We start from the raw sequence: 24188 nt of genomic DNA on the forward strand, positions 1-24188 counted from the left end.
CGAACCCGTTGAGGTCAGGCCCACAGCGCTTCGGCGAGGGTGACCCCGAGGAACGCGGCACCCAGCGCGGCGACGACGCTGACGCCCGCGTTGACAAGCGCGTGGAAACGGGCGCCGTCCTCGAAGAGCCGGATCGTCTCGTAGCCGAAGGTCGAGTAGGTGGTCAGCGCACCGCACAGGCCGACGCCGAGCAGGGCGACCAGGGAACCGGGAACCGCGCCCACGGCGGCGCCGCCGATCAGGACGCCGAGGACGAGTGAGCCGACCACGTTCACCGTGAAGGTGCCCCAGGGGAAGACGGAGTCGTGGTGTGCCTGCACCGCCCGGTCGACCAGGTAGCGCAGCGGTGCGCCGAGGGCGGCGCCGAGCGCCACCAGGATGACTGTCATCCGGCGCTCCGGCCCACGCCGGTCGCCAGCCGGGTCAGGGTCACGCCCGACCAGACGGCGGCGAGGGCGGCGACGAGGGTGCCGGCGAGATACAGCAGGGCGGTCCGCACCGCGCCGGCGGCCACCGCCTGCTGCACTTCGACGGCGTACGTGGAGAAGGTCGTGTAGCCGCCGAGCACGCCGACGCCGAGGAAGGGCCGGACCAGTCGCGGCGCGGTCCACGCCTCGGTGATCAGCACCATCAGCACCCCGATGAGCAGACAGCCTGAGACGTTGACGGCGAAGGTGGCCCAGGGAAAGCCGCGGGGTGGGTGCGGAAAGGCCACAGCCAACCCGTGGCGCACCACCGCACCGGTCATGCCCCCGGCGGCGATCGTGGCGAGCAGGCTGGCGGTCCCGCCTCGCAGTTCCGCCCGTTGACGCGGGACGCTGAGATCGACATCCGGATCGACGGGTGGTCGCTGTGGCCCCATGGTCACCCCCTACCAGTACGCGTCTGCCCTGGCAGGGACCGTTGGCGGCGGGCGCCGCGGTTGTCCCGCACCGGCGGGGTGGCGGGCCCCACCGCCACGGGCACCTCCGGTGGGTGCCCTGTGCAGAGGATAACGCCGCTCGCTCGACGCAACCCGGGGTGTGGCCACCCGGTGACGGTAGGGTGCGGCGGTGACCGTGCTGCGTTCCGTCCTGCTCTTCGCCCTGGCCGCGGTCGCCGAGATCGGCGGGGCCTGGCTGGTGTGGCAGGGCTGGCGGGAGCACCGAGGGCTGTGGTTCGTCGCCGCCGGGGTGCTCGCCCTCGGCGCGTACGGCTTCGTCGCCACCTTCCAGCCCGACCCGAACTTCGGCCGCATCCTGGCCGCGTACGGCGGCGTTTTCGTCGCCGGTTCGCTCGCCTGGGGCATGATCTTCGACGGCTTCCGCCCGGACCGGTGGGACATCACAGGTGCCGGGATCTGCCTGCTCGGCGTCGCCGTGATCATGTACGCCCCGCGTGGCGCCTGATCACCTGCCACTACGGTGACGCGATGCGCGTTCTGTTCGCGAGCCTGGCCTCGGTCGGTCACACCTACCCGTTGATTCCCCTGGCCAGGGCGGTTCGCGACGCCGGGCACGAGGTGTACTTCGCGGCCGGTGAGGCCGTACACGCCCCGTTGGCGGCGAACGGACTGCGACCGTTGCGTCCCGCGGACACCTGCTACGAGATGTACGCCGAGGACCTGGCGCCGGAACTGGACCGGCTCGCGCCGGACCTGGTGGTACACGGTTGGGGGGTGCCCGGCGCGGCGACAGCAGCCGCCCGAGCGGGCATTCCCGGCATCTGGCACGGCTTCGGCCGGATGTTTCCGGACGGCATCGGACTGGAAGCGCCCACTCGGGTCGCCGCCGCCTCCGGCCGGCCGCACCTCGACATCTGTCCGCCCTCTCTCCAGGACCGGACGTTCCTCGACTCGGCGGACCGCATCGAGTTGCGTCCCGTCCCGTACGCCGAGCCGGCGCCGCTGTCCGGTCTCGTCGACACCGGGCTCCCGTTGGTCTACCTGACCTTCGGTACCGCCTTCGCCACCCGGGACCTGCTCGCCGCAGCCGTTGCCGGCCTGGCCGTTCTCCCCGCCCGGGTGGTGGTCGCCACCGGCCGGGTGCCGGTGGAGGAACTCGGCGAGGTGCCGGGGAACGTCGTGGTCCGCCCGTGGGTTCCGCAGGCTGATCTGCTGCGGTACGTGGACGTGGTGGTGCATCACGGCGGCAGTGGCACGACGCTCGGGGCGCTCGCCGCCGGCGTACCGCAACTGGTCCTGCCGCAGGGCGCGGACCAGTTCGCGAACGCCGAGGCGCTCTGCGTCGCGGGCGCCGGTCTGCGGCTGACCCCGGATGAGGTGAGCGTCGACGCCATCACGGCGTACGCCCGCCGGCTGCTACCCGGCCGCAGCGACCATCGGGATGCGGCGTGGACGCTGGCCAGGGAGATCGCCCGCATGCCCTCGCCCGAGCAGGTGGCCCGCCGACTGCCGGAGTACGCCGGGGGACGGTGATCGGGACGCTGTTCCGGTGCCGGGCGGTTCGGCGCGCCGACAGGGCTGGACCACTGCCGCATCGACGGTGACTATAAGTAGCTGGTCGGTCGCCTTCGGCTATCTCGGCGGTGTCCGCTTCGGCGGTGCCGCCGTCCGGCGGCGGCGACGGCCAGGTGTCGCCGAGCCCCAGGAGGTACCCCCATGGCCGCCACGTCGACCCGGCGTCGTGACCGGGCACAGCAGGCCGGGTCGTCCGGCGGGGAGTCGGTGCTCCCCGAGATGCGGGCCATGTGGTGGGAAACGGGTATGCGGGCGCGGACCCAGGCCGGTCTGCTCGCCGTCTTCGCCGAACTGCCCAGGCTGATCTGGGCGGCCCTGCGGATCAGTTGGCGGGCTGACCGGCTGCGTACCTCTGTGGTCGCGGTGGCGACGGTCGGTGCCGGCGTGATGTCGGCGTTCGGTCTGCTCGCGACCCAGCGGGTGCTTGTGGAGTTGTTCGCCGGTGGACCGACCGGGGAGAAGGTGGTGGCGGCGCTGCCGGCGCTCGCGGTGCTGGCCGCTGCGACGGCGGTGCGTTCGGGGATGACGATCGCCACCGGCTACGCCCTCAACGGGCTGACGCCGAGGGTGAGCCGGGAGGTGGAGCGTGGGCTGTTCGAGGTGACCACGGCCGTGCGGCTGGAGGCCTTCGACGCGGACGCGTTCGCCGACGACATGGAACGCGCCTCCCGGGGCACCGATTCAGCTGTCGACCTGGTGCCCGCCTCGATGAACCTGCTCGCCGGGCTGGTAGGGGTGGCCGCGGTGACCGTGGCCGTCGTGGTGATCCATCCGCTGTTGCTGCCGGCGTTGCTTGTCGCGACCGTGCCGAACGCGTGGGCGTCGCTGCGGGCGGGGCACCTGCGGTACCAGACGTACATCGCCGGGTCGGTCCGGCGGCGCCGGATGTGGTTGCTGCACCGGCTGATGGCCGAACGGGCGTCGGCGCCGGAACTGCGCTCGTACGGGCTGCGCCGGTTCCTGCTGGACCAGTACGACCGGGTGATGGCCGTGGAGACCGACATCGAGCTGGCCCTGGCGCGGCGGGTGACCACGACCGTCACGGTGGGCTCGATGATCGGCGGCGTCGCCACCGGCGTGGTCTACGTGCTGCTCGGACTGCTGCTCATCGACGGGCAGATCCCGCTCGCGGCGGCGGCCACCTGTGTGATCGCGGTGCAGGCGGCGCAGCGTTCGCTGGCCGTGGTCACCTTCCAGATGGACCGCGTCTACACCGAGGGCCAGCACTTCCGCGACTACACGGGATTCATGACCCGCGCCGCGACCTATCTGCCCGAGCAGGTGGTGGCGGCGGCCCCCGACCGGCTGCGGGTGCTGACCGTGGATGCGGTGAGCCTGCGTTACCCGGATCGCGACATCCCGGCGGTCGATCACGTGACGTTGACCGTCGAGGCGGGACAGACCGTGGCCTTCGTCGGAGAGAACGGGTCCGGCAAGAGCAGCCTGGCCGCGATGATCGCCGCCCTGCGTACGCCCAGCGACGGGGTGGTCCGCTGGAACGGGCGGCCACTGTCCGAACTGGACCGCGACGAGTTGCGTGGTCGCATCGCCGTGGTCACCCAGGAGTACCACAAGTGGCCGTTCACCGCCGCCACGAACATCGCCATCGGGGACATCGACGCCGAGGCCCGCCAGGACCGGATCGAGGCCGCCGCCACCCGCGCGGTCGCCGACGAGATGATCCGCGAACTGCCGCACGGGTACGAGACGCTGCTCGACCGTACCTTCGCCAAGGGTCAGGATCTCTCCGGCGGGCAGTGGCAGCGGATAACCGCGGCCCGCGGCTTTCTTCGCGACGCCGAACTGCTGATGATGGACGAGCCGTCCTCAGCACTCGATCCGCGTGCGGAGGACGCGTTGTTCCAGGCCATTCGCGACCGACGGGGCCGGGCCACCACAATCCTGATCACCCACCGGCTGGCCAACGTCCGGCACGCCGACCGGATCTTCGTGCTGCATCACGGGCGTCTGATCGAGGAGGGCACCCACGACGAGCTTGTCGCCGCCGGTGGCCGCTACGCCGAGCTGTTCGCCCTCCAGGCCGCCGGGTACGCGGACACCGACGGTCCGCCCGTCCCCCGGCAGCACCCGCACCCGGCCGCCGGCTGACCCGACCTCCACGCGCGTCTGGCCGAGAAGCAGCGCTGCCACGTTTGCGGGCTCGGACGACGGGAACGGGGCTGGCCTGACGGCAGGAGCAGCGCATGAGTGAGCCCGTGTCCGACGAGCCCGTCGGCGAGCTGGAACTGGTCCACGCCTTCACCGGGCCGATGCCGACAGGCGTCAGCGTCTCGCACACCGGCCGGATCTTCGTCAGCTTTCCCCGCTGGGGCGACGAGGTGCCCGCCACCGTGGTCGAGCTGCGCGACGGCGCCGAGGTGCCGTACCCGGACGAGCTGTGGAACCGGCCAGGTGGCGCCGACGACCAGGACGCGTTCGTCTCGGTGCAGAGCATCGTGGTCGACCCCGCCGACCGGCTCTGGGCCCTCGACACCGGCAGCCCGATGTTCCAACCGACCCGGCCGGGCGGCCCCAAACTGGTCCGGGTCGACCTGGACAGCGACAGCGTGACCCAGGTGATCACCTTCCCGCCGGACGTGGCGCTGCCCACCACGTACCTCAACGACGTGCGCTTCGACCTGCGGCGCGGTGACGCGGGGCTCGCGTACATCACCGACTCGGCGATCACCGGGCCGAACGGGATCATCGTGGTTGACCTGGCCACCGGTGCCTCCTGGCGACGGCTGCACGATCACCCGTCGACAAAGGCGGAGCCACTGTCCCGCTTCCGGCCCGTCGTGGAGGGACGACCGTTCCTGCAACGGCCGGACGACGGGCCGCCGGATCCGGTGACGATCGGCGCGGACGGGATCGCCATCTCCGCCGACGGTTCCCGGCTCCACTACTGCCCGTTGGCCTCGCGCCAGTGGTACAGCGTCGCCACCGACGCGCTCGCCGACATCTCCGTCAGCGCGGACGAGGTCGCCGCGACGGTGGTCCACGAGGGCGACAAGGGCACCGGCTCCGACGGCCTGGAGACCGATGACGCCGGGCGGATCTACCTCACCTCGTACGAGCACAACGCGGTGCTGCGGCGGCGTCCGGACGGCGAGTACGAGACGGTCGTCCACGACCCCCGGCTGCTCTGGCCGGACACCCTGTCGGTGGCGGTGGACGGGCACCTCTACGTCACCGCGAACCAGTTGCACCGGCAGGCCGGTTTCCAGCAGGGCAGGGACCTGCGCCGCAAGCCGTACGCGCTGTTCCGCACCCGGATCGACGCCGGACCGGTGCTGCTGCGCTGAGACCGCCGGTCTCCCCGGCCTGCTGTCTCCTCCGCAACCCGCGCCGCCGAGGCCACCCTGGCAGACGCTCACCGCGTCGGGCCGCCCCGGCAGGCGCTCACCGCGTCGGGCCGCCTTCGGCGGTGGACCGGCGGCGCAGCAGGAACACCGCCGCGGCGGCCACCAGGACCAGCACCACCCCGCCGCCGGCCAGCAGCGCCGTCGTGCCGGGGCCGTCGGAGGAGCCGCTCGCGGCCGGGCTGGCGGCCACTGCGGTGGCGCTCGGTTCGACGCTCGGGGGCGCCGACGATTCCGGCGCCGGCTCGCTCGCCGAAGGGCTGGGGCTCGGCTCGGCGGTGGCCGTCGGATCGGCCACGGTGAAGGTGTACGACCCCTGTACCGGGTGCCCGTCGGCGGAGACCACCCGGTACGCCACCGTGTAGACGCCGTTGGCCAGCGTCGGGTCGATGCTGACGGTGCCCTTGGTGCCGCTCACCTCCGGCTCACCGACGGTCACCTGCTGCTTGTCCGCATCGCTGAGCGTGATGGTGGTGAACGACGGGTTCAGCTTCTGCATGAACTCCAAGGTGATCCTGGTGGGTGCCTTTTTGAGTTCGGCGTCCTGGGCGGGCGAGGCCTTGCGCAGCACGTTGTGGGCGTACGCCGGCTGGACCGGCCCGATGAGCAGGGCGGCGACGGTCAGTGCGGCGGCGGTCAGTGCGGCGGCGAGGACGGCAGCGGTGGACGGCCGGCGAAGGTGGCGGGACATGGCGGTCATTCTCCTCCTCAGTCGAGCAGTTGCTGGCCGACCCAACCACCCTCCGGGCAACCGGGTGGGACGGCGAAGACGGCGGAGCCGATCGGGGTGGTCCACTCGTTGAGCAGATCCCGCTCGGCGAGCCGCCGTTGAATGGGTAGGAACTGGGTGGCGATGTCGGCCTGGTACGCCGCGAAGATCAGCCCACTGTCCGCGGTGCCGTCGGCGGCGGGCACCCCGTCGTAGTTGTAGGGGCGGCGCAGGATCCGGAACCGGTCGTCGGTGACGTGCGCCCGGGTGAGGTGGGAGAAGTCCGGGATGACCGTCAGCCCGTCCGGGCCGAGGGCGGCGAAGTCGGGCTCGTCGTGTTCGAGCGTGCCGGTGAGCGGTGCACCGCTGTCCAGCCGCCGACCGACCGCCAACTCCCGGTCGGTGCGACCGAGCAGGTCCCAGGTCTCCAGGTTCATGCTGATCCGCCGCACCACGAGCGTGGTGCCGTCGCGCAGCCAGTCGGGGCCGTCAGCGATCCAGACCGCCGTCTCCACAGGCGTACCCGGCTTCGGGTTTGCGGTGCCGTCGAGCTGGCCGAAGAGGTTGCGTTGGGTCCGGCCCGGCTCGGCGCCGGCGGCCCGCCGGAAACCCTGCTGCACCCAGCGCACGGTGGCGAAGGGCCGACTGTCCTTGACCAGGACCCGCTGCGTGTGTGCGACGGTGATCGGGTCGTCGGCGCAGATCTGCACCAGCAGATCCCCGCCGGACCAACGGCGTTGCAGCCGATCGATCGGGAACGGGGGCAGATCGACCACCGAGGGCGGGCGACGGGCGTCGAGACCGGCGGCGGCGAACAGGCCCGGGCCGAAGCCGAAGGTGACGGTGAGCCGGGCCGGCAGCAACCCCAACTCGGGTTCGGTGTCGGCGAGCGCGGGTCGGCCCTGGGTGAGCCGGGCAGCATCGTCGGAGAGCAGCCGCAGCAGCCGCCCGAGGGCGGCCCGGTCGGTGCCCGGGCGCAGGGTGAAGGCGACGAATGCGGCATGCGCCTGGGGCTCGTCGACGATCCCCGCCTGCCGTACGCCGTGGAACGGTTCGACCGCATCGCCGACGGTCGCCACCGGCGTTCGTTCCGGCTGGCGCACCGCCGGCTCGGCGCGGGTGGTGGCCACCGCGGCGGCACCGGCCAGTGCGCCACCGGCGGCCAGTGCGCCCCCGGTGAGCAGGCCACGCCGGCTCACCGGCCGGCTGATCGGCGTCACGGCGCCGGGCTGTGGCTCGCCGACATCGACGGCATCGGCTCGCCGTGTCCGGGCGCGTAGCTCTCCTGTGCCCCGGTGAACGGCTTGGCCACCGCGCTGAACGTCTGGCTCCGACCGTCGGCGAAGGTGAGGGTGAAGGTCAGCTCGTCACCGGCCCGCACCGGCCGGGCGAGGTCCATCAACATCAGGTGGTCGCCGCCCGGCTCCAGCTTGTACTCGCTCCGTGCCTTGATCACCACGCCGCCCTGCTTGGCCCGCATGACCATCTTCCCGTCCGCCATGGCCATCTCGTGCAGCTCCATCGGCGACACCTCGGTGGCGGCACCGGTGATCGTGATGTCGGTGTCGCCGTCATTGACGAGCGTGGCGAAGGCCGCGGTCATCCCCTCGTCGGCGGCCTTCACCCATGGATCGCGTACGCCCAGCACACCGGCCTCGGCGACGGCTTCGGCGGAGGCCGTGGCGGACGGCGTGGGGGTTGCCGACGTTTTCCCGGACGACCCGCAGGCGGCCAGGGACACGATGAGTACGGCCCCGGTGAACAGGACCGCCGGGCGCAGGAACCGGCGGGGCAGGACGCTGGGCATGACGTTCCCCTCGAAGATCGATGTCATGAGGTTTGTCGGCCCAGGCCGCCCGGAAGTTCCGCCCGCCGCAGTTGCCCTGGTCACTAACTTCGAGCTGACGAAAGATGGTCCATAACTGAGGGGAGCGACGACGAGGTGACGACCGTGGCGGGCCACCCCAGCCAGTTCAGAGTGGCCCTCACCTGGCTGGTCGGTAACGCGCTCATCGGGTACTTCTGGATCTTTCCGCTGGGTGCGGTGGACGGCCTCGTCTTCTACGCCCGCGCAAGGATCTGGAACGACGTCGTCCCGTTGTACGGACGGGACGGCGCGATCGGGGTCGCGGTCCTGATCGCTCTCGCCGCCACCGTCCTGGTCGTCTGCTCCGTGCTGTTCAACCGGCGACAGGCCCGGCGGGCCGGGTTCCCCACCCGGAGTGGGGCCAGGCTCGTCGGCGCGGTGGCCACGGTCGTCGTCCAACTGCTGCCGTTCGCCTGCTTCCTGCTCTTCACGGACCGTACCGTTCCCCCGTTCTTCTGACGGCGGGGGAACGGGACGACCGAGCTGGGCGACGGCCTGCCGGAAGCCGGGCCGGACATGGCCACCGACGTGCTGTGGGCCCCCGCTCGGCCGGGCGGAGCGGTTACAGTTCGGCCGTGTCCGGGCGACAGCAGGTACGGGTCTGGTCCCCCTCGGTCAGCGGGATCACCGAGGTGCTGCACGCCAGGTTCACCGACCACGCCTACCCGATGCACACCCACGACAGCTGGGCGCTGCTCGTGGTCGACGAGGGAGTTGTCCGGTACGACCTGGACCGCCACGAGCACGGCGCGTTCCGGCGGGTCGTCACGCTGTTGCCGCCGAACGTGGCACACAACGGCTCCCCGGTCACCTCGCAGGGGTTCCGTAAGCGGGTCCTCTACCTCGCCCCCGGGCAGCTCGACGAACGTCTGGCCGGTCGGGCCGTGGACCGGCCGACCTTCGACGACGAACCCCTGCGGCGGCGGATCGATCTGCTGCACGCCCGGTTGACCGGGCCGGGTGACGAGTTCGCCGCCGAGGTGCATCTCGCCGTCGTCGTCGAGCGGTTGCGGGCGCGACTGGCCCGCCGTACGCCCGCGGTCACGCCGTTGCGGGACCCACGACTCGCGCAGCGCCTTCGGGACCTGCTCGACGAGCGTTTCGTGGTGGGAGTGACCCTGGCGGAGGCCGCCGGTCTGCTGTACGCCCACCCGACCCATCTGGTGCGGGCCTTCTCCGCGGCTTTCGGCATCGGCCCGCACCAGTATCTGATCTCCCGGCGGGTGGATCTCGCCCGACGGCTGCTGCGCGAGGGCGTACCGGCCCGGGAGGCGGCCGCCTCCGCGGGCTTCCACGACCAGTCACACCTGAGCCGGCACTTCAAACGGATCCTCGGCTTCAATCCCGGCCAGTACACCCGCCAGGGCCGGGTCAGGGGTGCATCCGGGCCCCCTTGAGGATCTTGTCCACTGCGTTCTTCGGCCCGTACACGGCCAGGCCGGTGAGGTCGAGGTGGTCGCGGCTGACGGCGCGGACCGCCGCCCGGTTGTCCCGGTCGTTGCCGGTCCGGAACAGGTCCGAGGTGAAGACGGCCAGCGGCAACCCGCGGGTGACGGCGCGCTGATGGGCGGCGGTCACTGTCTCCTTCGCGCCGGCGAACACCAGCACGGGCTGCCGGAACATGGGCAGGTAGGGCGTGTCGTCCGCGTCGGCGTACGGCTCGCCGATCACCTCGGGTGCAACCTGACCGATCCCGCTGACCAGGAACGCGGTCATGTTGAGCCGCTGCCAGGTCGGCAGGTCGTCGCGGAGCAGCACTGCGATCTTGGTGTCGAAGCGTACGGGCTCGGTGACGGTTTCCATGCTGCCGAGTCTGGGTCCGGAGCCCCGCCCGGGTCTTGTACGAAATTGCCCTGCGCCGGGTGCTCAGTCTGGTGGGCGTAGTTCGACGCGGCGCAGCAGTTGGGCGTTGAGCGCGACCACGATTGTGGAGGCCGACATCAGCACGGCGGCGACCGCCGGGCTCAGCGCCACGCCGGCCCAGGCCAGGGCCCCGGCGGCGAGCGGCAGCGCGACCACGTTGTAGCCGGCGGCCCAGGCCAGGTTCTGGAGCATTTTCCGGTACGCGGCCCGAGACAATCGGATCACGCCGCTCACGCCGCGCGGGTCGGACGAAGCGAGCACCACCCCGGCGGACTCGATGGCCACGTCGGTGCCGGCGCCGATCGCGATTCCCACGTTCGCGCGGGCCAGGGCGGGCGCGTCGTTGACTCCGTCGCCCACCATGGCCACCCGCAGCCCTCGCCGCTGCAACTCCGTCACGGTGTCGTCCTTCTCCGCCGGCAGCACCTCGGCGAAGACCTCGTCCTCACCGGAGCGGAATCCGAGGTCGGCGGCGACCGCCTCGGCGACCGGACGCGCGTCCCCGGTGATCATTACGATCTTGCGGATGCCCTGCCCACGTAGGTCGGCGAGGGCCTGCCGGGCCTCCGGCCGAACCTGGTCGGCCAACGCGAGTGCGCCGAGGACGACGGCCCGACCGTCGCCCAGCCGCAGCAGGTAGAGCACCGCCGCGCCCCGCCGCGACCAGTCCTGCCGGTGCTGGTCGAGATCGTCCGGGACCGTGACGTCGAACTCCCGCAGCAACGCCGGGCCGCCTACCGCGTAGCTCACCCCGTCCACCTCGGCGCGTACGCCGCGGCCGGTGAGCGAGTGGAATCCGGCCGCCACCCGCTGGTCCGTCCGCTCGGCGGCGGCCGCAACGATCGCCCGGGCGAGGGGATGCTCGCTGTCCGCCTCCACGGCCGCAGCGATGGCGAGTACGTCGTCTCCGGTCGTGCCGGTGGTGGCGGCGACATCGGTGAGCACGTGCTCGCCCCGGGTCAGCGTGCCGGTCTTGTCGAACAGCACCGTGTCCACGGTGCGCATCCGTTCCAGGGCGAGCCGGTCCTTGACCAGGATGCCGGCCTTGGCGGCAACCGCCGTGGACAGTGCGATGACCAGCGGAATAGCCAGGCCGAGCGCGTGCGGGCAGGCGATGACCAGCACCGTCACCGTCCGCACGACCGCCTCGTCCACATTTCCCAGCAGGGACCAGACCGCCAGGGTCAGCACGGCGGTCGCGGTGGCGATGTAGAACAGCCAGGCGGCGAACCGGTCGGCCAGCACCTGAGCCCGGCCGCTGGACTGCTGGGCCTCGCCCACCAGCCGCTGAATGCCGGCAAGCGCGGTGTCGTCGCCGACGGCCTCGATCCGGACCCGCAGCGCTGCGTCGGTGGCCACCGTGCCAGCCACCACCCGGTCACCGGCCGAGCGCGACACCGGCCGCGACTCACCCGTGATCATCGACTCGTCCATCTCGGCGTGGCCGTCGACCACGGTTCCGTCCGCCGGGACGCGGGAACCCGGCCGGATCAGGACCACGTCGCCGACACCCAGCTCGGTCACCGCCACCCGTTGCGGCTGCCCGTCCGGGTCGAGCCGTTCGGCGTCGTCGGGCAGCAGGGCCGCAAGTGCCGACAGGGCGCCCTGGGCCTGGCCGATCGCCTTCATCTCCTGCCAGTGCCCGAGCAGCATGATCGTCACCAGCGCGGCAAGTTCCCACCAGAAGTCCAGGTCGAAGGCACCGAACGAGGTGGCGAGCGATGCCACATAGGCAACCGAGATCGCCATCGCGATCAACAGCATCATCCCCGGTGCCCGGTCCCGGATCTCGCGCACCGCGCCCTGGAGAAAAGGCCAGCCGCCGTACCCGAAGACCACAGTGCCGAGCACCGGCCCCACCAGGCCGATCCCGGGGAAGTCCAGTTCGTAGCCGAGCCAGTCCATCACCATGTGACTGGTGGCCACGATCGGCACGGTCAGCGCCAGGCTGAGCCAGAACTTGCGGCGGAACGCCGCCGGGTCGTGTCCGGCGTGCTTGTCGTGCCCGCCGTGCCCGTGCTGCTTCGTGTGGTGCTGCGTGTCGCCGTGGGACATGTCATCGCCTCCCGGCATCACCATACCCCATGGGGGTATGAGCGGGGCGATGTGCGTCTTATAACAAGATCGCGACCGATCAGACCTCGCCTTTTCCTCTATTCGTCCACAACGATCGGTCGAACAAGTTTCGCTGACGTGTTTCCGGTTCATGTCCGAGACGTCAGTCAACCCTTCGGCGGGCGCGCAGGGATCTAGAGGTGAACCGATACATCGTGGTAGGAATGCGCTCTGACGTGGGCAGGCACGCCCACACTCCACCGTGTGGCCGGCGCGAGCGCCGGTTCCTGCTGAGATCAACGTCGATGAGGCAAAGGGGCGGAGTACGCCGGTGACACGTGCTACAGCGGCAGCCGCAGTGCGTACCCATGCCGAAGCGCGCCGGGGATGGCTGGCCCGGGGCAGCATCGTCCGCCTGCTACGGCTGCTGGTCGCCGTACCACTGATCGCCGTCGTGGGATTCGCCGGCCTCGCCCTTGAGGGCACGGTCCGGCAGGTGCTCAACGCGGGCACCGTGTACGACGTCGTCACACTGTCCACCCAGGCCGGCGCGCTCGCCCGCGCCCTACAGGCCGAACGGGTGATCGCCGCGGTCGAGGTGACCACCCAGAGCCAGGCCGCCAGCGCCGCCTTCGACGACCAGGTAGCACGCACCGACGCTGAGATCGTCGAGTTCCAACGACGCAGGGCCGACGTCTCGACCGGAAACTCCGCCCTGCAACGGGTCGACGCCGGTCTGACGGCGCTGGGCACGGTACGCGAGCAGGTCCGCTCAAGCCCTCGCGCCACCCTGTCCGCAATCGCCTTCAGCTACCGCATCCTCGTCGCGGACCTGCTCGCCTTCCGCGCGTCCGTGGCGACCGACACCTCGACGCGGATCGCCGACGACGTACGGGCCGCGGTGGCGGTGTCCGAGGCGGGCGAGGCGATCGGTCAGCTCCAGGTCATCGTGCTGCGCAGCCTCGCCGGGGGCGAGCTGACCCCGGCCGGACAGCAGGAGATCGTCGGCGCCCAGGCCCGGTACGCCGAGGCCACGAACGCCTTCCTGGCCCTCGCCGAACCGGGGTGGGCGGCCAGTTGGGAGCAGATCGGCACCGACGCACAGGTCGTCGCGGCCCAACGGCTTCAGGACCAGGTGGGCCGGACCCTTCCCGGTGGTCGGCTCACCGTCGACGGGAACGCCTGGGTCGAGGCCACCGACGGCTGGGTCAGCCAGATGTTCCGGATCCAGAGCGACGTGGACGCCGCCGTGGCCGACCGGGTGTCGACCGAGCGTGGGCAACTGCTGCGTAACGCGCTGCTCCAGGGCGCCGGCATCTTCCTGGTCCTGGCGCTCACCGCCGTACTCACAGGTGTGGTTGCCCGGCGGATCACCCGCCGGTTGCGGTCCCTGCGCAACACGGTGACAAAGGTGGCGTACGACCGACTGCCGGCCGTCGTCCGGGAACTCAGTGCGGCCCCACCCGGCAGCGTGCAGCCCAACGAGGTGGCGGACCGTTCGGTGTCGGAGTTCCGGATCACCGGTTCCGACGAGATCGCCGAGGTGGCCACCGCCACCCGGGCGCTGCACCGGGAGGCGGTCCGGATCGCCGGTGAACAGGCGGTCATGCGGGCCAACATCGCGGAGATCTTCGTCCACCTGTCCCGACGTGAGCAGCGGCTGGTGGACGCGATGCTGGCCCAGGTCGACGAGGTGGAGCGGGACGAGGCCGACCCGGAGCGCCTCCAGCAGCTCTACCAACTGGACCACCTCGCGACCCGGATGGCGCGGATCAACCAGAGCCTGCTGGTGCTCGGTGGTTCCGGCATCTCCCGGGTACGTCAGGAGCCGGTCCCGCTCGACCACGTGATCCAGGCCGCGCTGTCCCAGATCGAGCACTACACCCGGGTCCGGATCGGCACTGTGGACAAGGAACTGTCGATCGCCGGCGCGGCGGTCGACGAGATCGTGCACCTGGTCGCCGAACTGCTGGACAACGCGACCGGATACTCCCCGCCGGAAGCCGAGGTGCTGGTCACCGGGCACGCACTCTCCGACCGGGCCATCGTGCAGGTGGTGGACCAGGGGGTCGGGCTCTCCAGGCAGCGGTGCGAGCAACTGAACGCGGCGCTCGCCAACCCGTCGTCGGTCGACGTGTCAGGCGTGCGGGCCATGGGTCTCACAGTGGTCGCCCGGCTCGCCGCCCGGCACGCGGTGAAGGTCGAGCTGCGCCCCGGACCGACGGGCGGCACGGTTGCCGAGATCACGCTGCCGGCACCTATCGTCGTGCGCCGTCCGGTTCAGCAGCCGCAGCCGACGGAGCCCGAGCTGACTCGGGCCCGGCCCTCCGCCGCCGGCAGGCGCCCGGCCATGACCTCCCCGCCCCGCGCCGACGTCCCCGTGGCCGGCTCGGGCAGCCCCATGCCGAACGCCGGGCGGGTCCCGGTCGGCGTCGGAACCGCCGGTGCCGTACGAGCGAGCGCTCCGGCGCCGCCCAGCCCGGTCGCTCCGCGTCCAGTGCCCGCACCCCTGTTCCAGCCGGCTGCCCAGCCTCAGCCGGGCACGTTGGGATCGCCGGTCGGGCCGACGGTGAACGGCTGGTTCAAGACCGCCCTCGACGGCGACTCGGTGGCCGTCATCTGGCCGGCCGATGCCGGCGAGAAATGGGCGACCGCCACGACATCACTGTCCACCCAGGTCGGGTTGCCCCGCCGGGTGCCACAGCCGCACCTCGTCCCCGAGGCGCAGCAACCGGTCGCGGACCCGCGGCGGAAGCTGGATCCGGCAACCGTGGCGGCAGCCATGTCGGCCTACGCCAAGGGCGTCGCCGGACGCCGGGCCCCCAACTCCTTCTGACGCTCATTGCCCAACCCCTCCCCGATCTGGAGCGACGTCGTGACAAGCCCGAACGACCTGAGCTGGCTGTTGCAGAACTTCGTGAGCCGTACTCCTGAGGTCAGTCATGCCCTCGCCATCTCCACCGACGGGCTGGTCCTGGCACACAATCACGGCCTGCCTCGCGACCGGGCGGATCAGCTCGCCGCGACCGGCAGTGGGCTGATCGCCCTGCTCGTGGGCGCCGCCCGGTTCTTCGAGGCGGGAACGGTGATCTCGAACGTGACCCAGATGGACGGCGGCTTCATGTTCTGCATGTCGTTCAGTGACGGCGCTTCGCTGCTCGTGCTCGCCTCCCCGGTGTGCGACGTGGGCCAGGTCTCGTACGAGATGACCGACCTGGCGAACCGGATGGGTGAGGTGCTGACCCCGGCGGTGCGTTCCCAGTTGCTGGGGATGCTGTGAACGCCAGCGCCCGACGCGCCGCACCGCCCGCCCGCCGGCTCGTCGCGGCCCTGCTGACCGGCGTTCTGGTCGCCGTCACCGCCGCCTGTGACAGCGGGTCGGAGCCGGAGCGCCAGACCATCCGGATCGGGATGATCACCGCGCTGTCCGGCTCGCTAGAGGCCCCGGGCTCCGAGCTGCGCGACGGTTTCCAGCTGTACCTGGACATGCGCGGTGGGCAGCTGGGCGGCCACCCGGCCGAGCTGATCGTCGCCGACGAGGGATACGAACGCGACGTGACTGTCGAGTCCGCCACGAAACTGCTGGAGCAGGATCGGGTCTCGGCGATCACCGGCATCATCAACGGCGGTAGCGTCGCCGCCATCCTCCCGCTCATCAATCAGCACAAGGTGCCGCTGGTCGGCGCGCTGGGCAGGCCCGCGCTCACCGACGTGACGTACGTCTGGCACACCAACCTGATCTCCGTCGAGCCCGGTGTGGCCATGGCACCCTTCGTCAAGCAGGAGGTGGGGCAGGGCCGGGTCTACGCCATCGGGCCGGACTTCCAGAGCGGACGCGACGAGTTGCGTGGATTCGTCGAGACGTTCACCGAGCTCGGTGGTCGGTTGGCCAACCCCGGCGGCGAGGCCGTCTTCAGCCCGTTCCCGGTCACCGAGGACTTCGGGCCGTACCTGGACGAGATCGCCGAGTCCGGTGCCGACGCGGTCTACTGCTTCTTCGACGCGCAGAACGCCATCACGTTCGTCAAGCAGTTCGCCGAATCCGACGTCGCCGACCTGCCGCTCTACGCGGCGGGCTTCGTGACCGAGCCGGCGAGCCTGGTCGAGCAGGGCGACGCGGCCGAGGGCATCTACAACGGCCTGAACTACTCGCCCGACCTCGACAACGCGGCCAACCGGGAATTCGTCGCCGCCTGGAACGCGGCCTACCCGGGCCGGGTACCCACCTCGATCGTGATGGCGTCGTACGACGCGGCAGCCGTGCTGGACCGGGCGATCGCCGCAGCGGGCACGAACCCCAGCCCGGAACAGATCAACGCCGCGATCGCCGGCCTCGGCCAGCTCAACAGTCCACGTGGGCCCTGGCAGTTCGCGAAGGCCACCCACGCGCCGATCCAGAAGTGGTACCTGCGCCAGGTCCGTCGGGACGGCCGGGCGCTGACGAACGTCGTCGTCTCGGAACTGGCCACGCTCGGCGGCTGACCTCGGTCGGCATCTGCCGGTCGGCAGCCGGTTGTCGCCGAGGCCGATCCGCCGGTCGACCCCCGGTCCGTGGCCGGTGCGGAATCCCGCACCGGCCACGCCGCATGACGGTCAGGCCGGGCTGCCGGTGACCGAGCTGCCGGACTTCGTGAGCCGGTAGGTGATCTGTGTGCCGCTCCAGAAATGGAAGGTGAGCGTGACGGGGCCGTCGTTGACCTCGGCGAAGAACTCGGGCGTCAGCAGGATGGTGTTGGCGCTGTAGTCGGGGCGGAAACTGCTCCAGAACTCCTTGTACGGGGTCCAGTTGGCCGGTCCGGCGGGGCTGCCGTCGGCGTACTTGGCCTCCATGGTCGCGAGTTGGTCACCGCGGAACTGGGTGGGAATGGTGAATCCGCTGGTCGTGCCGGTGGCGGTGGCCTGAGTGGGTGGGTCGTAACTGATGACGCTGATCCGCCACGGCACGCCCTGGGAGAAGCGAGCCTCAATTGTGGCGTTGAGGCCGGTGGCCCGGTTGCCGACCAACCGGGTGACGGCCGCCTGAGTCAGCGTGAGTGTGCTGCCGGAAATGGTGTAGTCGGCACCGCTCGTCAGCTGGGTGCTGCCGTGCCAGAGGCTCCGGAACGAGGTGCCGTTGAGGTTGAGGGTGAGCGACCTGCTGGTGATGCCACCGGTGCGGGGTACGTAGATCTGGTCCGAGGACGCGGTGGCCGAGCGGGTCGTCAGGCTCGCCCTCATCATTTCGTAGATGCCCTGGTCCCGCCAACGCAGCTCGGGCCGGTGCAGGAACGATCCCGCGTCCCACAGCATGGTGGTGAGCTTTCGGGTGCGGGCGTGGTAGCCGACGGCTTCGAAGAACTTCAGCAGCTCGCCCCGTTGGATGATGCCGGGGCGGGTGTAGTCGTAGCTGAGCAGGGCCCACTCGCCGATGATCACGGGGATGTCCCGGGACACGAAGGTGTTGTACGCCCGGTCGAACGTGCCGATGATGTCCTGTTCGACGTTGCTGTCGTAGCGCGTACCACCGGCGATGTTGACGCTGAACGGCCACCAGCCGTAAAAGTGGATGGTCGCGACGAGGTGGGGGTCGTCGAGTTCGTCGAACGTGGCCAGCAACGCGTCCATCCGAGCCTGCTCCCCGCTTGTGTGCAGGGTGGGCAGCACCAGCAGCCGGGTGGCGTTGTTCCCGCCGGACTGGCGTACCAGGCGGACGAACTCCAGGTTCAGCTCGTGCAGCACCCGGTCGCTCTCGGCGTCGGAGGAGGTGCCGGCGAACTGCGGCTCGTTGATGCTCTCGAACACCAGCTTCGCCGAGTGATTGCGGAACGTGGTGGCAAGCTGGCTCCACAACGCCTTGTACCGGTTCATCACGCCCGCGCGGTCGGTGGGATAGGTGTTGATCCACTGCCACGAGTCATGATGCAGATTGATCATCACGTACAGGTCTTCCGCCAGGGACCAGTCGACGATCTCGCGGACTCGGTTCAGCCAGGTCGGGTCGATTGTGTAGTCCGGTGCTGGGCCGTGGTGGTTGCTCCAGGTGATCGGGAGTCGAATGCTCCGGTACCCCTGCGACCGGATGTGGCGCAGCATCTCCCGGGTGGTCAGTGGGTTGCCCCATGCGGTCTCGTCGGGGATGGCGTCCAGGGTGTTACCCAGGTTCCAGCCGGGCTGCATCGCCGCCACCATCTCCATCCGGTCACCGGGCGGGGTCGCCGTCGGCGAGACCGACGGTGACGCGGTCGGCGACACGGTAGGGGAGACGCTCGGCGTCGGCGTCGTCGTGGGGCCCACGTTTCCGGTGCATGCGACACCGTTCAACGTGAAGGAGCTAGGTGCGGTGTTGGTGCCTGTCCAGGATCCGTTGAAACCGAAGGAAACCGTGGAGTTCGTGCCGATGGTGGCGTTGTAGCTCATGTTCGTCGCGGTCACCTGGTTGCCGGACGAGGTGACTGTCGCGTTCCAGGCCTGGGTGACCCGCTGGCCGGACGGGAACGTCCAGGCCAGGTTCCAGCCGTTGATCGGGTCGCCGAGGTTTGTCACGTTCACGTTCGCGGTGAAGCCGCCGGGCCATTGGGACGACACCGCGTACGTCACCCGGCAGCCGGCCGCCGCCTGGGCGTTGCCGGTCACTATCGTTCCGGCGACCAGAAGCGCGGCCACCCCACCGGCGATCAGGCCGGCGCGTCCGGCGGTTCTCCTTGGGTTCTGCGAACTCATCAGCAACTCCTCGCCATAGTGGCGCCCGTGTCGTGGACCGGCCGTTCGCCGGTTCGTGAGGTCCGTCGGACGGACTGCCGGCACCGGGCACGGCGAACGAAGACGTTGGCCTCCGCGTCCGTCACGACGGGGGTTGCGCGGCGATGACGCGATGACGCGCCGCGGTGCCTGCCCGGCCACGCGCAAACCAAGATGAGGGGTACGCGGATGCTGCCCTGGCCTCCGCGACGAGCTGTAGGACTCCCGCATGGAAACTTTCGACCTCAAGGTCTAGAAAGTTTCCTGGCGAGACGTTACAACTTTCTTCGATCGGGGTCAATGAAAGGAACTGGTCGCCACGGCCAAGGCCCCCGAGGCTCGTGTCTGCGGCCCGTACGCCGGTGGCGTCCCGCAGTGTCGGCCGGGTACCGGACCGAACGGTTATCCTTGCGCCCTGAGCGATGTAGCGACCATCGGCCCGACCGGTGCTGGCCGACGCGGGCCTCGCGGCCACGAGGGATCGGTGGAAAGGTGGCTAGGTTGACGCGCGCCGATTCGAGCGATCAGTTCGTCGACCTGCCGCCGCAGCTCGGTGATCCGACGCGGCCGGTGACCATCGCCGCTATCGCCGAGTCGGCTGGCGTTTCGGTGCCGACCGTCTCCAAGGTCATAAATGGTCGCTCCGGGGTGGCGGCAGAGACCCGGGCCCGCGTCGAGGCAGCGATCACCCAGTACGGCTACCGAAGGTCGTCGTCGGCCGCTCGGTCCAACATGGTGGAACTCGTCTTCGACGAAATCGAGGACATGTGGGGCGTGCAGATCATCCGTGGCGTGCAGCGGGTCGCCCGGCAGCAAGGTGTAGGGGTAATCCTCACGGAGTTCGGTCCGCAACGTAACGCGATCCGGTACTGGATCGACGACACGGTTTCCCGCCGCCCGAACTGCCTCGTGACGGTGGCTCAGTTGGATGAGGAGCAGCGTGATCAGCTGCGCGCCCGAGGCATCCCGTTCGTGGTCTTCGACCCCACAGTCGAGCTGCCGGACGACGTTCCCTTCGTCGGTGCGACGAACTGGGCAGGCGGTCGGTCCGCTGCCCGTCATCTGATCGGGCTGGGGCACCGACGCGTCGCGATGATCGCCGCGCCCGAACGGGTCCTGTGCTGCCGAGCCCGACTCGACGGTTACCGCTCCGCGTGTGAAAGCGCAGGCCTGACCGTACAGCCGGATCTGATCATCCGTGCGGAACTGACCCGGCAAGGCGGTGAGGCAGCCGCGCTCGACCTGCTGACCCGTACCGACCGTCCGTCGGCGATCTTCGCGGCGAATGACCTGCAGGCGTTCGGGGTCTATCAGGCGGCAGGGCGGTTGGGACTGCGGATCCCGACCGACCTGAGCGTGGTGGGCTTCGACGATCTGCCGGTGGCGGCCCTTGTCGATCCGCCGCTGACGACAGTCCACCAGCCGCTCGTCGAGATGGCCGTCACCGCCACCGAGTTGGCGCTCGCGCTCGGTCGCGGAGAGCGGGCACCGCAGGCGGGCCTGGAGTTGGGCACCACCCTCACCGTTCGGCGAAGCACGGCATCGCCCGAACGGTGAGCGAAGCCACCTGTCGAATCCGGTTCGGCGGGGACATCGGCGGGATGACCCGGGCCGGCCTGCCGATCGCTACCGGCTGCGTTCCACCACGTACTCGGGCAGGCCGAGCAGGAACCTGCCGTCCTCGGTCTCGGCTGCCGCCGGGCCCAGCGCCTGCTGTCCTTCCCGCCACGCGGCGGCGGCGAGTTCGCGGGCGCTGCGGCGGGCGGACTCGACGCAGTCGTAGGCGAGCAGCCGCCCGTGCAGCCAACGCACCTCTGTGGCTGTGCGCTGCGCCCTCGACCGGCTGAGGAACGCGACAGTCCGGTCGCGTTCGTCCGCGGTGCAGCGCCGTAGGAAGTCGATGAGTATCAGCGTTCGCTTGCCCTCCCAGAGGTCTCCCGCGATCTCCTTGCCGTACCTGGCAAAGTCCCCGACGAGGTTGAGCGCGTCGTCCTGGATCTGGAAGGCGGCACCCAGGTACCAGCCGTAGCGGTCGAGGACGTCGACAGCGTCATGCTGACCGGTGGCGACGAGGATGCCGGTACGGCACGGGTAGATGCAGGTGTACCAGGAGGTTTTCTTCAGACACATCCGGTAGTAGTCGTCCGCGTCGAGGTCGCACACGTTGTCGCGGATCCAGCCGACCTCGATGGCCTGCCCCTCCAACGAGTGACGCAGCATGAGTTGGGTCTCGTCGAACAAGCGCCACGCGATGCCCGAGCCGAGGGCCCTGCGGTTGGCCGCGAGCCGCTGCAACGCGAGCAGGTTCGTCATGTTCCCCACGTTGAGGGCGACACCGACCCCGTACTCGCCGTGCAGGGTCTGCGCTCCGCGCCGCTGCTCGCTCTCGTCCTGGATGTCGTCATGAATGAGAAACGCGTTGTGGAACAGTTCCACGGTCACCGCGGCGTTGAGCCCGACCGACGGCGTGCCGCCGAAGGCCTGGCAGGCCGCCAGGCAGAGCGCGGCACGCAGCCCTTTGCCCCAGCGTCGCGGATACTCGGTCACCAGGTCGTAGAGGTAATGCGGTCCGCCCGACGGCACGTCAGCAAGAAGCGCGTCGATCGCAAGGGCTCGATAGCGCTCCAGCATGTGCGTGACATGGCCACGAGCCACGCCGGTGGTGGACATGTCACCCAGCTACTTGTCCGACGGAGCGGACTTCTGCCTGGCCTCCGCCGCGAGCCGGTCGACAAGCCCGTTCGCCACGTCCGGTACCAGCCGCGCGAGGTTGAGCACGCCGTCGAGGGCCTCGTGCGCGTCTGACGTGTACCGGCGGATGACCTCACCACGCCGGTCATCCGAGGTCTTCAACTGCGCGACGACAGTGTCGATGAGTGCGTGTCCGTCGGTGCGGACCCGCGTCACCAGCTCGTCGAACGCCTCCGGATCCACCCTGCGGTCGGCGCTCAGCTTCTCCTCAAGCCGTCGCGCGCTGGCAATGCCCGCCGCGAGTTCCTCCTCCAGCACGCTCGCCGCATGGGTCACGGTCTCGGAGGTCTCCTCGGCCACCTTCTCGAAACGCTCGTCGCTGCGCTCACGCCCACTGCTCTCCATGGGAGAAGTGTTGGGCTCCTCCCGCACCACTGGATAGGGATGTGTCTAGATGGTGACTCAGAGTGTCCGTGATCGGTTGCCAGCACCACCGACCTGCCGGAGGGACAACGTGAACCGTCCCCGGCAACTACGGTAGGTGTATGGTCCGGCCGCAGCGCTGACAGTACGGCACCACCTGTACGACGACGTCTTCCCCGTGCCGGAACTGGTAAGCGCCGGGACACCCACCCTGGTCAGCACCGACGGCCGGGCGAAGATGAGCAAGAGCCTCGGCAACGCCATCGCCCTGTCCGACAGTTCGGCCGAGGTCCGCCGCAAGGTCATGGGTATGTACACCGACCCGGACCGGATTCGCGCGGACGTGCCCGGCACCGTGGAGGGCAACCCCGTGTTCCAGTACCACGACATCTTCAACCCCGACCGGGCCGAGGTCGACGACCTCAAGAGCCGCTACCGCGCGGGCAGGGTCGGCGACGTCGAGGTCAAGGCCCTTCGACGACGAGGGGTTGACGACGAGGGGTTGCGGAACGGCGGTCAGCGGTTGAGGTAGGCGGCCAGGCCGCCGAGTTCCTCGCTGGCGATGAAGACCGCCCGTACGTTGAGGATGGCTTCCTCGACATGGCCGGGACAGCCCCACGCCGAGTCGCCCCACGAGTCGGCGATCTTGATCTCGGCCGGTGCGGTGCACGCCTGGGTGCCGCCGAGCTGGCAGGTCTCCGGGTGCGGCGTGGCGGCCTGCGCGGCTGCGGCGGCACGCATCTGGGCATTGAGTTCCGCAGCGGCGGCGGCGCGCTGCTCAGCTTCGGCGCGCAGTTCCCGCTCCGCGCGTACCGCCTTGGCGAGTTCGTCATGGGCTGCTCTGGCCTGTGCCTCGGCGGCGAGTTTCGCCTGCTCGATGTGGTGACGCTCGATGGCCAGTGCCGCAGTGCCGGCGAAGACCCGGGCGAGGGCCAGGTCAGTGTCCTGGGGAACGCGTGGGGTGCGGTGGTACATGGCGAAGGTGCCCAGCAGGCTGCCGTCGCGGGCCAGGATCGGCGTGGACCAGCAGGCGGCCAGTCCGGCCCGCCCGGCCAGGTCGCGGAAGTCGGCCCAGAACGGATCGGCGGCGATGTCGGTGACAATCACCGATTCCCGCCGGTGGGCGGCGGTGCCGCAGGATCCCACGCCCTCGCCGGTGGCGATCCCGTCGATGGCCTGGTTGTAGAAGTCCGGCAGGCTGGGGGCGGCACCGTGGCGCAGGTGCTTACCGTCGGGGTCGGCGAGCAGCACGGAGACGAGCATCTCCTGCGGGGCGAGATTCTCGATGCAGCGCGCCATCCCGTCGAGTACCTCGGTCAGCGGTGCCTGGCGGGCGATCTGCTCCAGCATGGCACGGTGCTCGGCCATCAGCCGTTGAGCCTGCTTGACCTGGGTGGTCTCCACGCCGATCACGCGGATGCCGATCACCGTGCCGTCGGCGTCCCGGCGCGGCTCGTAGGTGAAGTCGAAGTACGCCTCCCGCGCGTGCGGCTCGGTGCCCAGCATGATGCGCGCGTCCCGGCCGGTGTAGGGCTCACCTGTCCGGTAGACCCGGTCCAGCAGGGCGATGAAGCCCTGAGCCGCCAGCTCGGGCATCACCTCGACGAGCGGTACGCCGGTGCGCGCCCGCTGCTCACCGATGGCGGCGAAGAATGCCGGGTTCGCCGTCTCCACCAGGTGGTCCGGCCCCACAAGCGATGCGAAGACGGCGATGGACTGGCCGAACAGCGTCCGCAGATCCTCCGCTGCCTGACCGGTGCCCGTCGGATCCGCAGCAGTGGGCAGGTCACCTGGTACCGCCGTCATGGTGGTCCGTCTCTCCTCTGCCTGTGCTGAACGATCGGTGGTGCGCCGGGTGGAACCGGCAGCAGGCGCAGCGAACCGCCTGATGCCGCCGACGCAGCCTACCGGCAGCCGGTGCAGCCGGCAGCGATGCGGCCAGCGCACCGGGGACCGCGAGCCGGCAGGTGACCCGGCTCGCGGAATCCGCGCCGGGGCCCGCCGTACGGACATCGCGGGTCTTCGGCGTTGGAATTGCGGGCT

The 24188-nt window shown here is 70.3% G+C and carries 21 protein-coding genes and 1 pseudogene; 11 read left to right on the forward strand and 11 right to left on the reverse strand.

Features of this window, described 5'->3' with window-relative positions; translation table 11 throughout:
* Positions 1-14: 14 nt before the first annotated feature.
* Together crcB (AB0I71_RS01555) and crcB (AB0I71_RS01560) are read right to left on the reverse strand one after the other, a co-directional pair.
* Entirely contained in the window at positions 15-389 is a 375-nt protein-coding gene (crcB, locus tag AB0I71_RS01555; RefSeq protein WP_099847781.1) for a fluoride efflux transporter CrcB, read from the reverse strand.
* Positions 386-862 carry a fluoride efflux transporter CrcB gene (crcB, locus tag AB0I71_RS01560; RefSeq protein ID WP_357581286.1) on the reverse strand — a complete coding sequence of 159 codons (477 nt, stop codon included), beginning with the start codon at positions 860-862 and terminating at the stop codon, positions 386-388. Before crcB (AB0I71_RS01560) ends, crcB (AB0I71_RS01555) begins: the two co-directional genes overlap by 4 nt.
* Before the next feature lie 190 nt (positions 863-1052).
* Here crcB (AB0I71_RS01560) and AB0I71_RS01565 point away from each other — a divergent pair, with 190 nt between their 5' ends.
* The 4 genes from AB0I71_RS01565 to AB0I71_RS01580 all read left to right on the forward strand — a co-directional run bounded on the left by AB0I71_RS01565 (position 1053) and on the right by AB0I71_RS01580 (position 5763).
* On the forward strand, positions 1053-1388 hold the full coding sequence (locus AB0I71_RS01565) for a YnfA family protein (protein ID WP_357581287.1): 336 nt from the start codon (positions 1053-1055) through the stop codon (positions 1386-1388).
* A gap of 23 nt (positions 1389-1411) precedes the next feature.
* Positions 1412-2416: a glycosyltransferase gene (locus AB0I71_RS01570; RefSeq protein WP_357581288.1), complete on the forward strand. Its 1005-nt coding sequence runs from the start codon at positions 1412-1414 to the stop codon at positions 2414-2416.
* A 270-nt stretch (positions 2417-2686) separates the two neighbouring features.
* Positions 2687-4567 (forward strand): ABC transporter ATP-binding protein, encoded by a 1881-nt coding sequence (locus tag AB0I71_RS01575; RefSeq protein WP_357581609.1) that lies wholly within the window; start codon positions 2687-2689, stop codon positions 4565-4567.
* A 95-nt stretch (positions 4568-4662) separates the two neighbouring features.
* Complete coding sequence (locus tag AB0I71_RS01580; protein WP_357581289.1) at positions 4663-5763, forward strand: L-dopachrome tautomerase-related protein; 1101 nt, start codon at positions 4663-4665, stop codon at positions 5761-5763.
* Positions 5764-5860: 97 nt separating this feature from the next.
* Here the strand turns inward: AB0I71_RS01580 and AB0I71_RS01585 are convergent, their stop codons facing one another.
* From AB0I71_RS01585 to AB0I71_RS01595, 3 genes are read right to left on the reverse strand one after another with little or no spacing between them, the layout of a single operon-like run.
* Positions 5861-6511, reverse strand: coding sequence for a copper resistance CopC family protein (locus AB0I71_RS01585; RefSeq protein ID WP_357581290.1), 651 nt, complete (start codon positions 6509-6511; stop codon positions 5861-5863).
* Between the two features lie 17 nt (positions 6512-6528).
* Complete coding sequence (locus AB0I71_RS01590; protein WP_357581610.1) at positions 6529-7728, reverse strand: Dyp-type peroxidase; 1200 nt, start codon at positions 7726-7728, stop codon at positions 6529-6531.
* Between the two features lie 17 nt (positions 7729-7745).
* Complete coding sequence (locus AB0I71_RS01595) at positions 7746-8336, reverse strand: copper chaperone PCu(A)C (RefSeq protein ID WP_357581291.1); 591 nt, start codon at positions 8334-8336, stop codon at positions 7746-7748.
* 135 nt (positions 8337-8471) lie between these two features.
* On the opposite strand from AB0I71_RS01595, the gene AB0I71_RS01600 reads away from it, so the two are divergent.
* Positions 8472-8855: a hypothetical protein gene (locus AB0I71_RS01600; protein ID WP_357581292.1), complete on the forward strand. Its 384-nt coding sequence runs from the start codon at positions 8472-8474 to the stop codon at positions 8853-8855.
* A gap of 116 nt (positions 8856-8971) precedes the next feature.
* Positions 8972-9793 (forward strand): AraC family transcriptional regulator, encoded by an 822-nt coding sequence (locus AB0I71_RS01605; protein ID WP_357581293.1) that lies wholly within the window; start codon positions 8972-8974, stop codon positions 9791-9793.
* Here AB0I71_RS01605 and AB0I71_RS01610 read toward each other — a convergent pair.
* Together AB0I71_RS01610 and AB0I71_RS01615 are read right to left on the reverse strand one after the other, a co-directional pair.
* Positions 9768-10199, reverse strand: coding sequence for a DUF2000 domain-containing protein (locus AB0I71_RS01610; RefSeq protein ID WP_357581294.1), 432 nt, complete (start codon positions 10197-10199; stop codon positions 9768-9770). The two genes, AB0I71_RS01605 and AB0I71_RS01610, sit on opposite strands and share 26 nt — an antisense overlap.
* Positions 10200-10262: 63 nt before the next feature.
* On the reverse strand, positions 10263-12314 hold the full coding sequence (locus tag AB0I71_RS01615) for a copper-translocating P-type ATPase (RefSeq protein WP_357581295.1): 2052 nt from the start codon (positions 12312-12314) through the stop codon (positions 10263-10265).
* A 331-nt stretch (positions 12315-12645) separates the two neighbouring features.
* Between AB0I71_RS01615 and AB0I71_RS01620 the strand changes: the two genes are divergently transcribed.
* From AB0I71_RS01620 to AB0I71_RS01630, 3 genes are read left to right on the forward strand one after another with little or no spacing between them, the layout of a single operon-like run.
* Complete coding sequence (locus AB0I71_RS01620; protein ID WP_357581296.1) at positions 12646-15150, forward strand: nitrate- and nitrite sensing domain-containing protein; 2505 nt, start codon at positions 12646-12648, stop codon at positions 15148-15150.
* Positions 15151-15189: 39 nt separating this feature from the next.
* Positions 15190-15594 carry a roadblock/LC7 domain-containing protein gene (locus AB0I71_RS01625; RefSeq protein WP_357581297.1) on the forward strand — a complete coding sequence of 135 codons (405 nt, stop codon included), beginning with the start codon at positions 15190-15192 and terminating at the stop codon, positions 15592-15594.
* On the forward strand, positions 15591-16796 hold the full coding sequence (locus AB0I71_RS01630) for an ABC transporter substrate-binding protein (RefSeq protein ID WP_357581298.1): 1206 nt from the start codon (positions 15591-15593) through the stop codon (positions 16794-16796). Before AB0I71_RS01625 ends, AB0I71_RS01630 begins: the two co-directional genes overlap by 4 nt.
* Before the next feature lie 111 nt (positions 16797-16907).
* Here the strand turns inward: AB0I71_RS01630 and AB0I71_RS01635 are convergent, their stop codons facing one another.
* Positions 16908-19013, reverse strand: a complete 2106-nt coding sequence (locus AB0I71_RS01635) for a cellulase family glycosylhydrolase (protein ID WP_357581299.1) — start codon at positions 19011-19013, stop codon at positions 16908-16910.
* 519 nt (positions 19014-19532) lie between these two features.
* Between AB0I71_RS01635 and AB0I71_RS01640 the strand changes: the two genes are divergently transcribed.
* The gene (locus AB0I71_RS01640; RefSeq protein WP_357581300.1) at positions 19533-20588 is read left to right on the forward strand and encodes a LacI family DNA-binding transcriptional regulator; all 1056 of its coding nucleotides are present in this window, start codon (positions 19533-19535) and stop codon (positions 20586-20588) included.
* Positions 20589-20657: 69 nt separating this feature from the next.
* Here the strand turns inward: AB0I71_RS01640 and AB0I71_RS01645 are convergent, their stop codons facing one another.
* Together AB0I71_RS01645 and AB0I71_RS01650 are read right to left on the reverse strand one after the other, a co-directional pair.
* Entirely contained in the window at positions 20658-21701 is a 1044-nt protein-coding gene (locus AB0I71_RS01645; RefSeq protein WP_357581301.1) for a polyprenyl synthetase family protein, read from the reverse strand.
* A 9-nt stretch (positions 21702-21710) separates the two neighbouring features.
* Entirely contained in the window at positions 21711-22127 is a 417-nt protein-coding gene (locus AB0I71_RS01650) for a hypothetical protein (protein ID WP_357581302.1), read from the reverse strand.
* A 166-nt stretch (positions 22128-22293) separates the two neighbouring features.
* On the opposite strand from AB0I71_RS01650, the pseudogene AB0I71_RS01655 reads away from it, so the two are divergent.
* Positions 22294-22674 (forward strand): annotated as a pseudogene (locus tag AB0I71_RS01655) (hypothetical protein); the annotation flags it as partial.
* Here the strand turns inward: AB0I71_RS01655 and AB0I71_RS01660 are convergent.
* Positions 22662-23951, reverse strand: coding sequence for a GAF domain-containing protein (locus tag AB0I71_RS01660; RefSeq protein WP_357581303.1), 1290 nt, complete (start codon positions 23949-23951; stop codon positions 22662-22664). The pseudogene AB0I71_RS01655 and the gene AB0I71_RS01660 overlap by 13 nt on opposite strands.
* Between the last annotated feature and the right edge of the window lie 237 nt (positions 23952-24188).

The sequence above is a fragment of the Micromonospora sp. NPDC049891 genome (assembly GCF_040660295.1).
Classification (GTDB): Bacteria; Actinomycetota; Actinomycetes; order Mycobacteriales; family Micromonosporaceae; genus Micromonospora.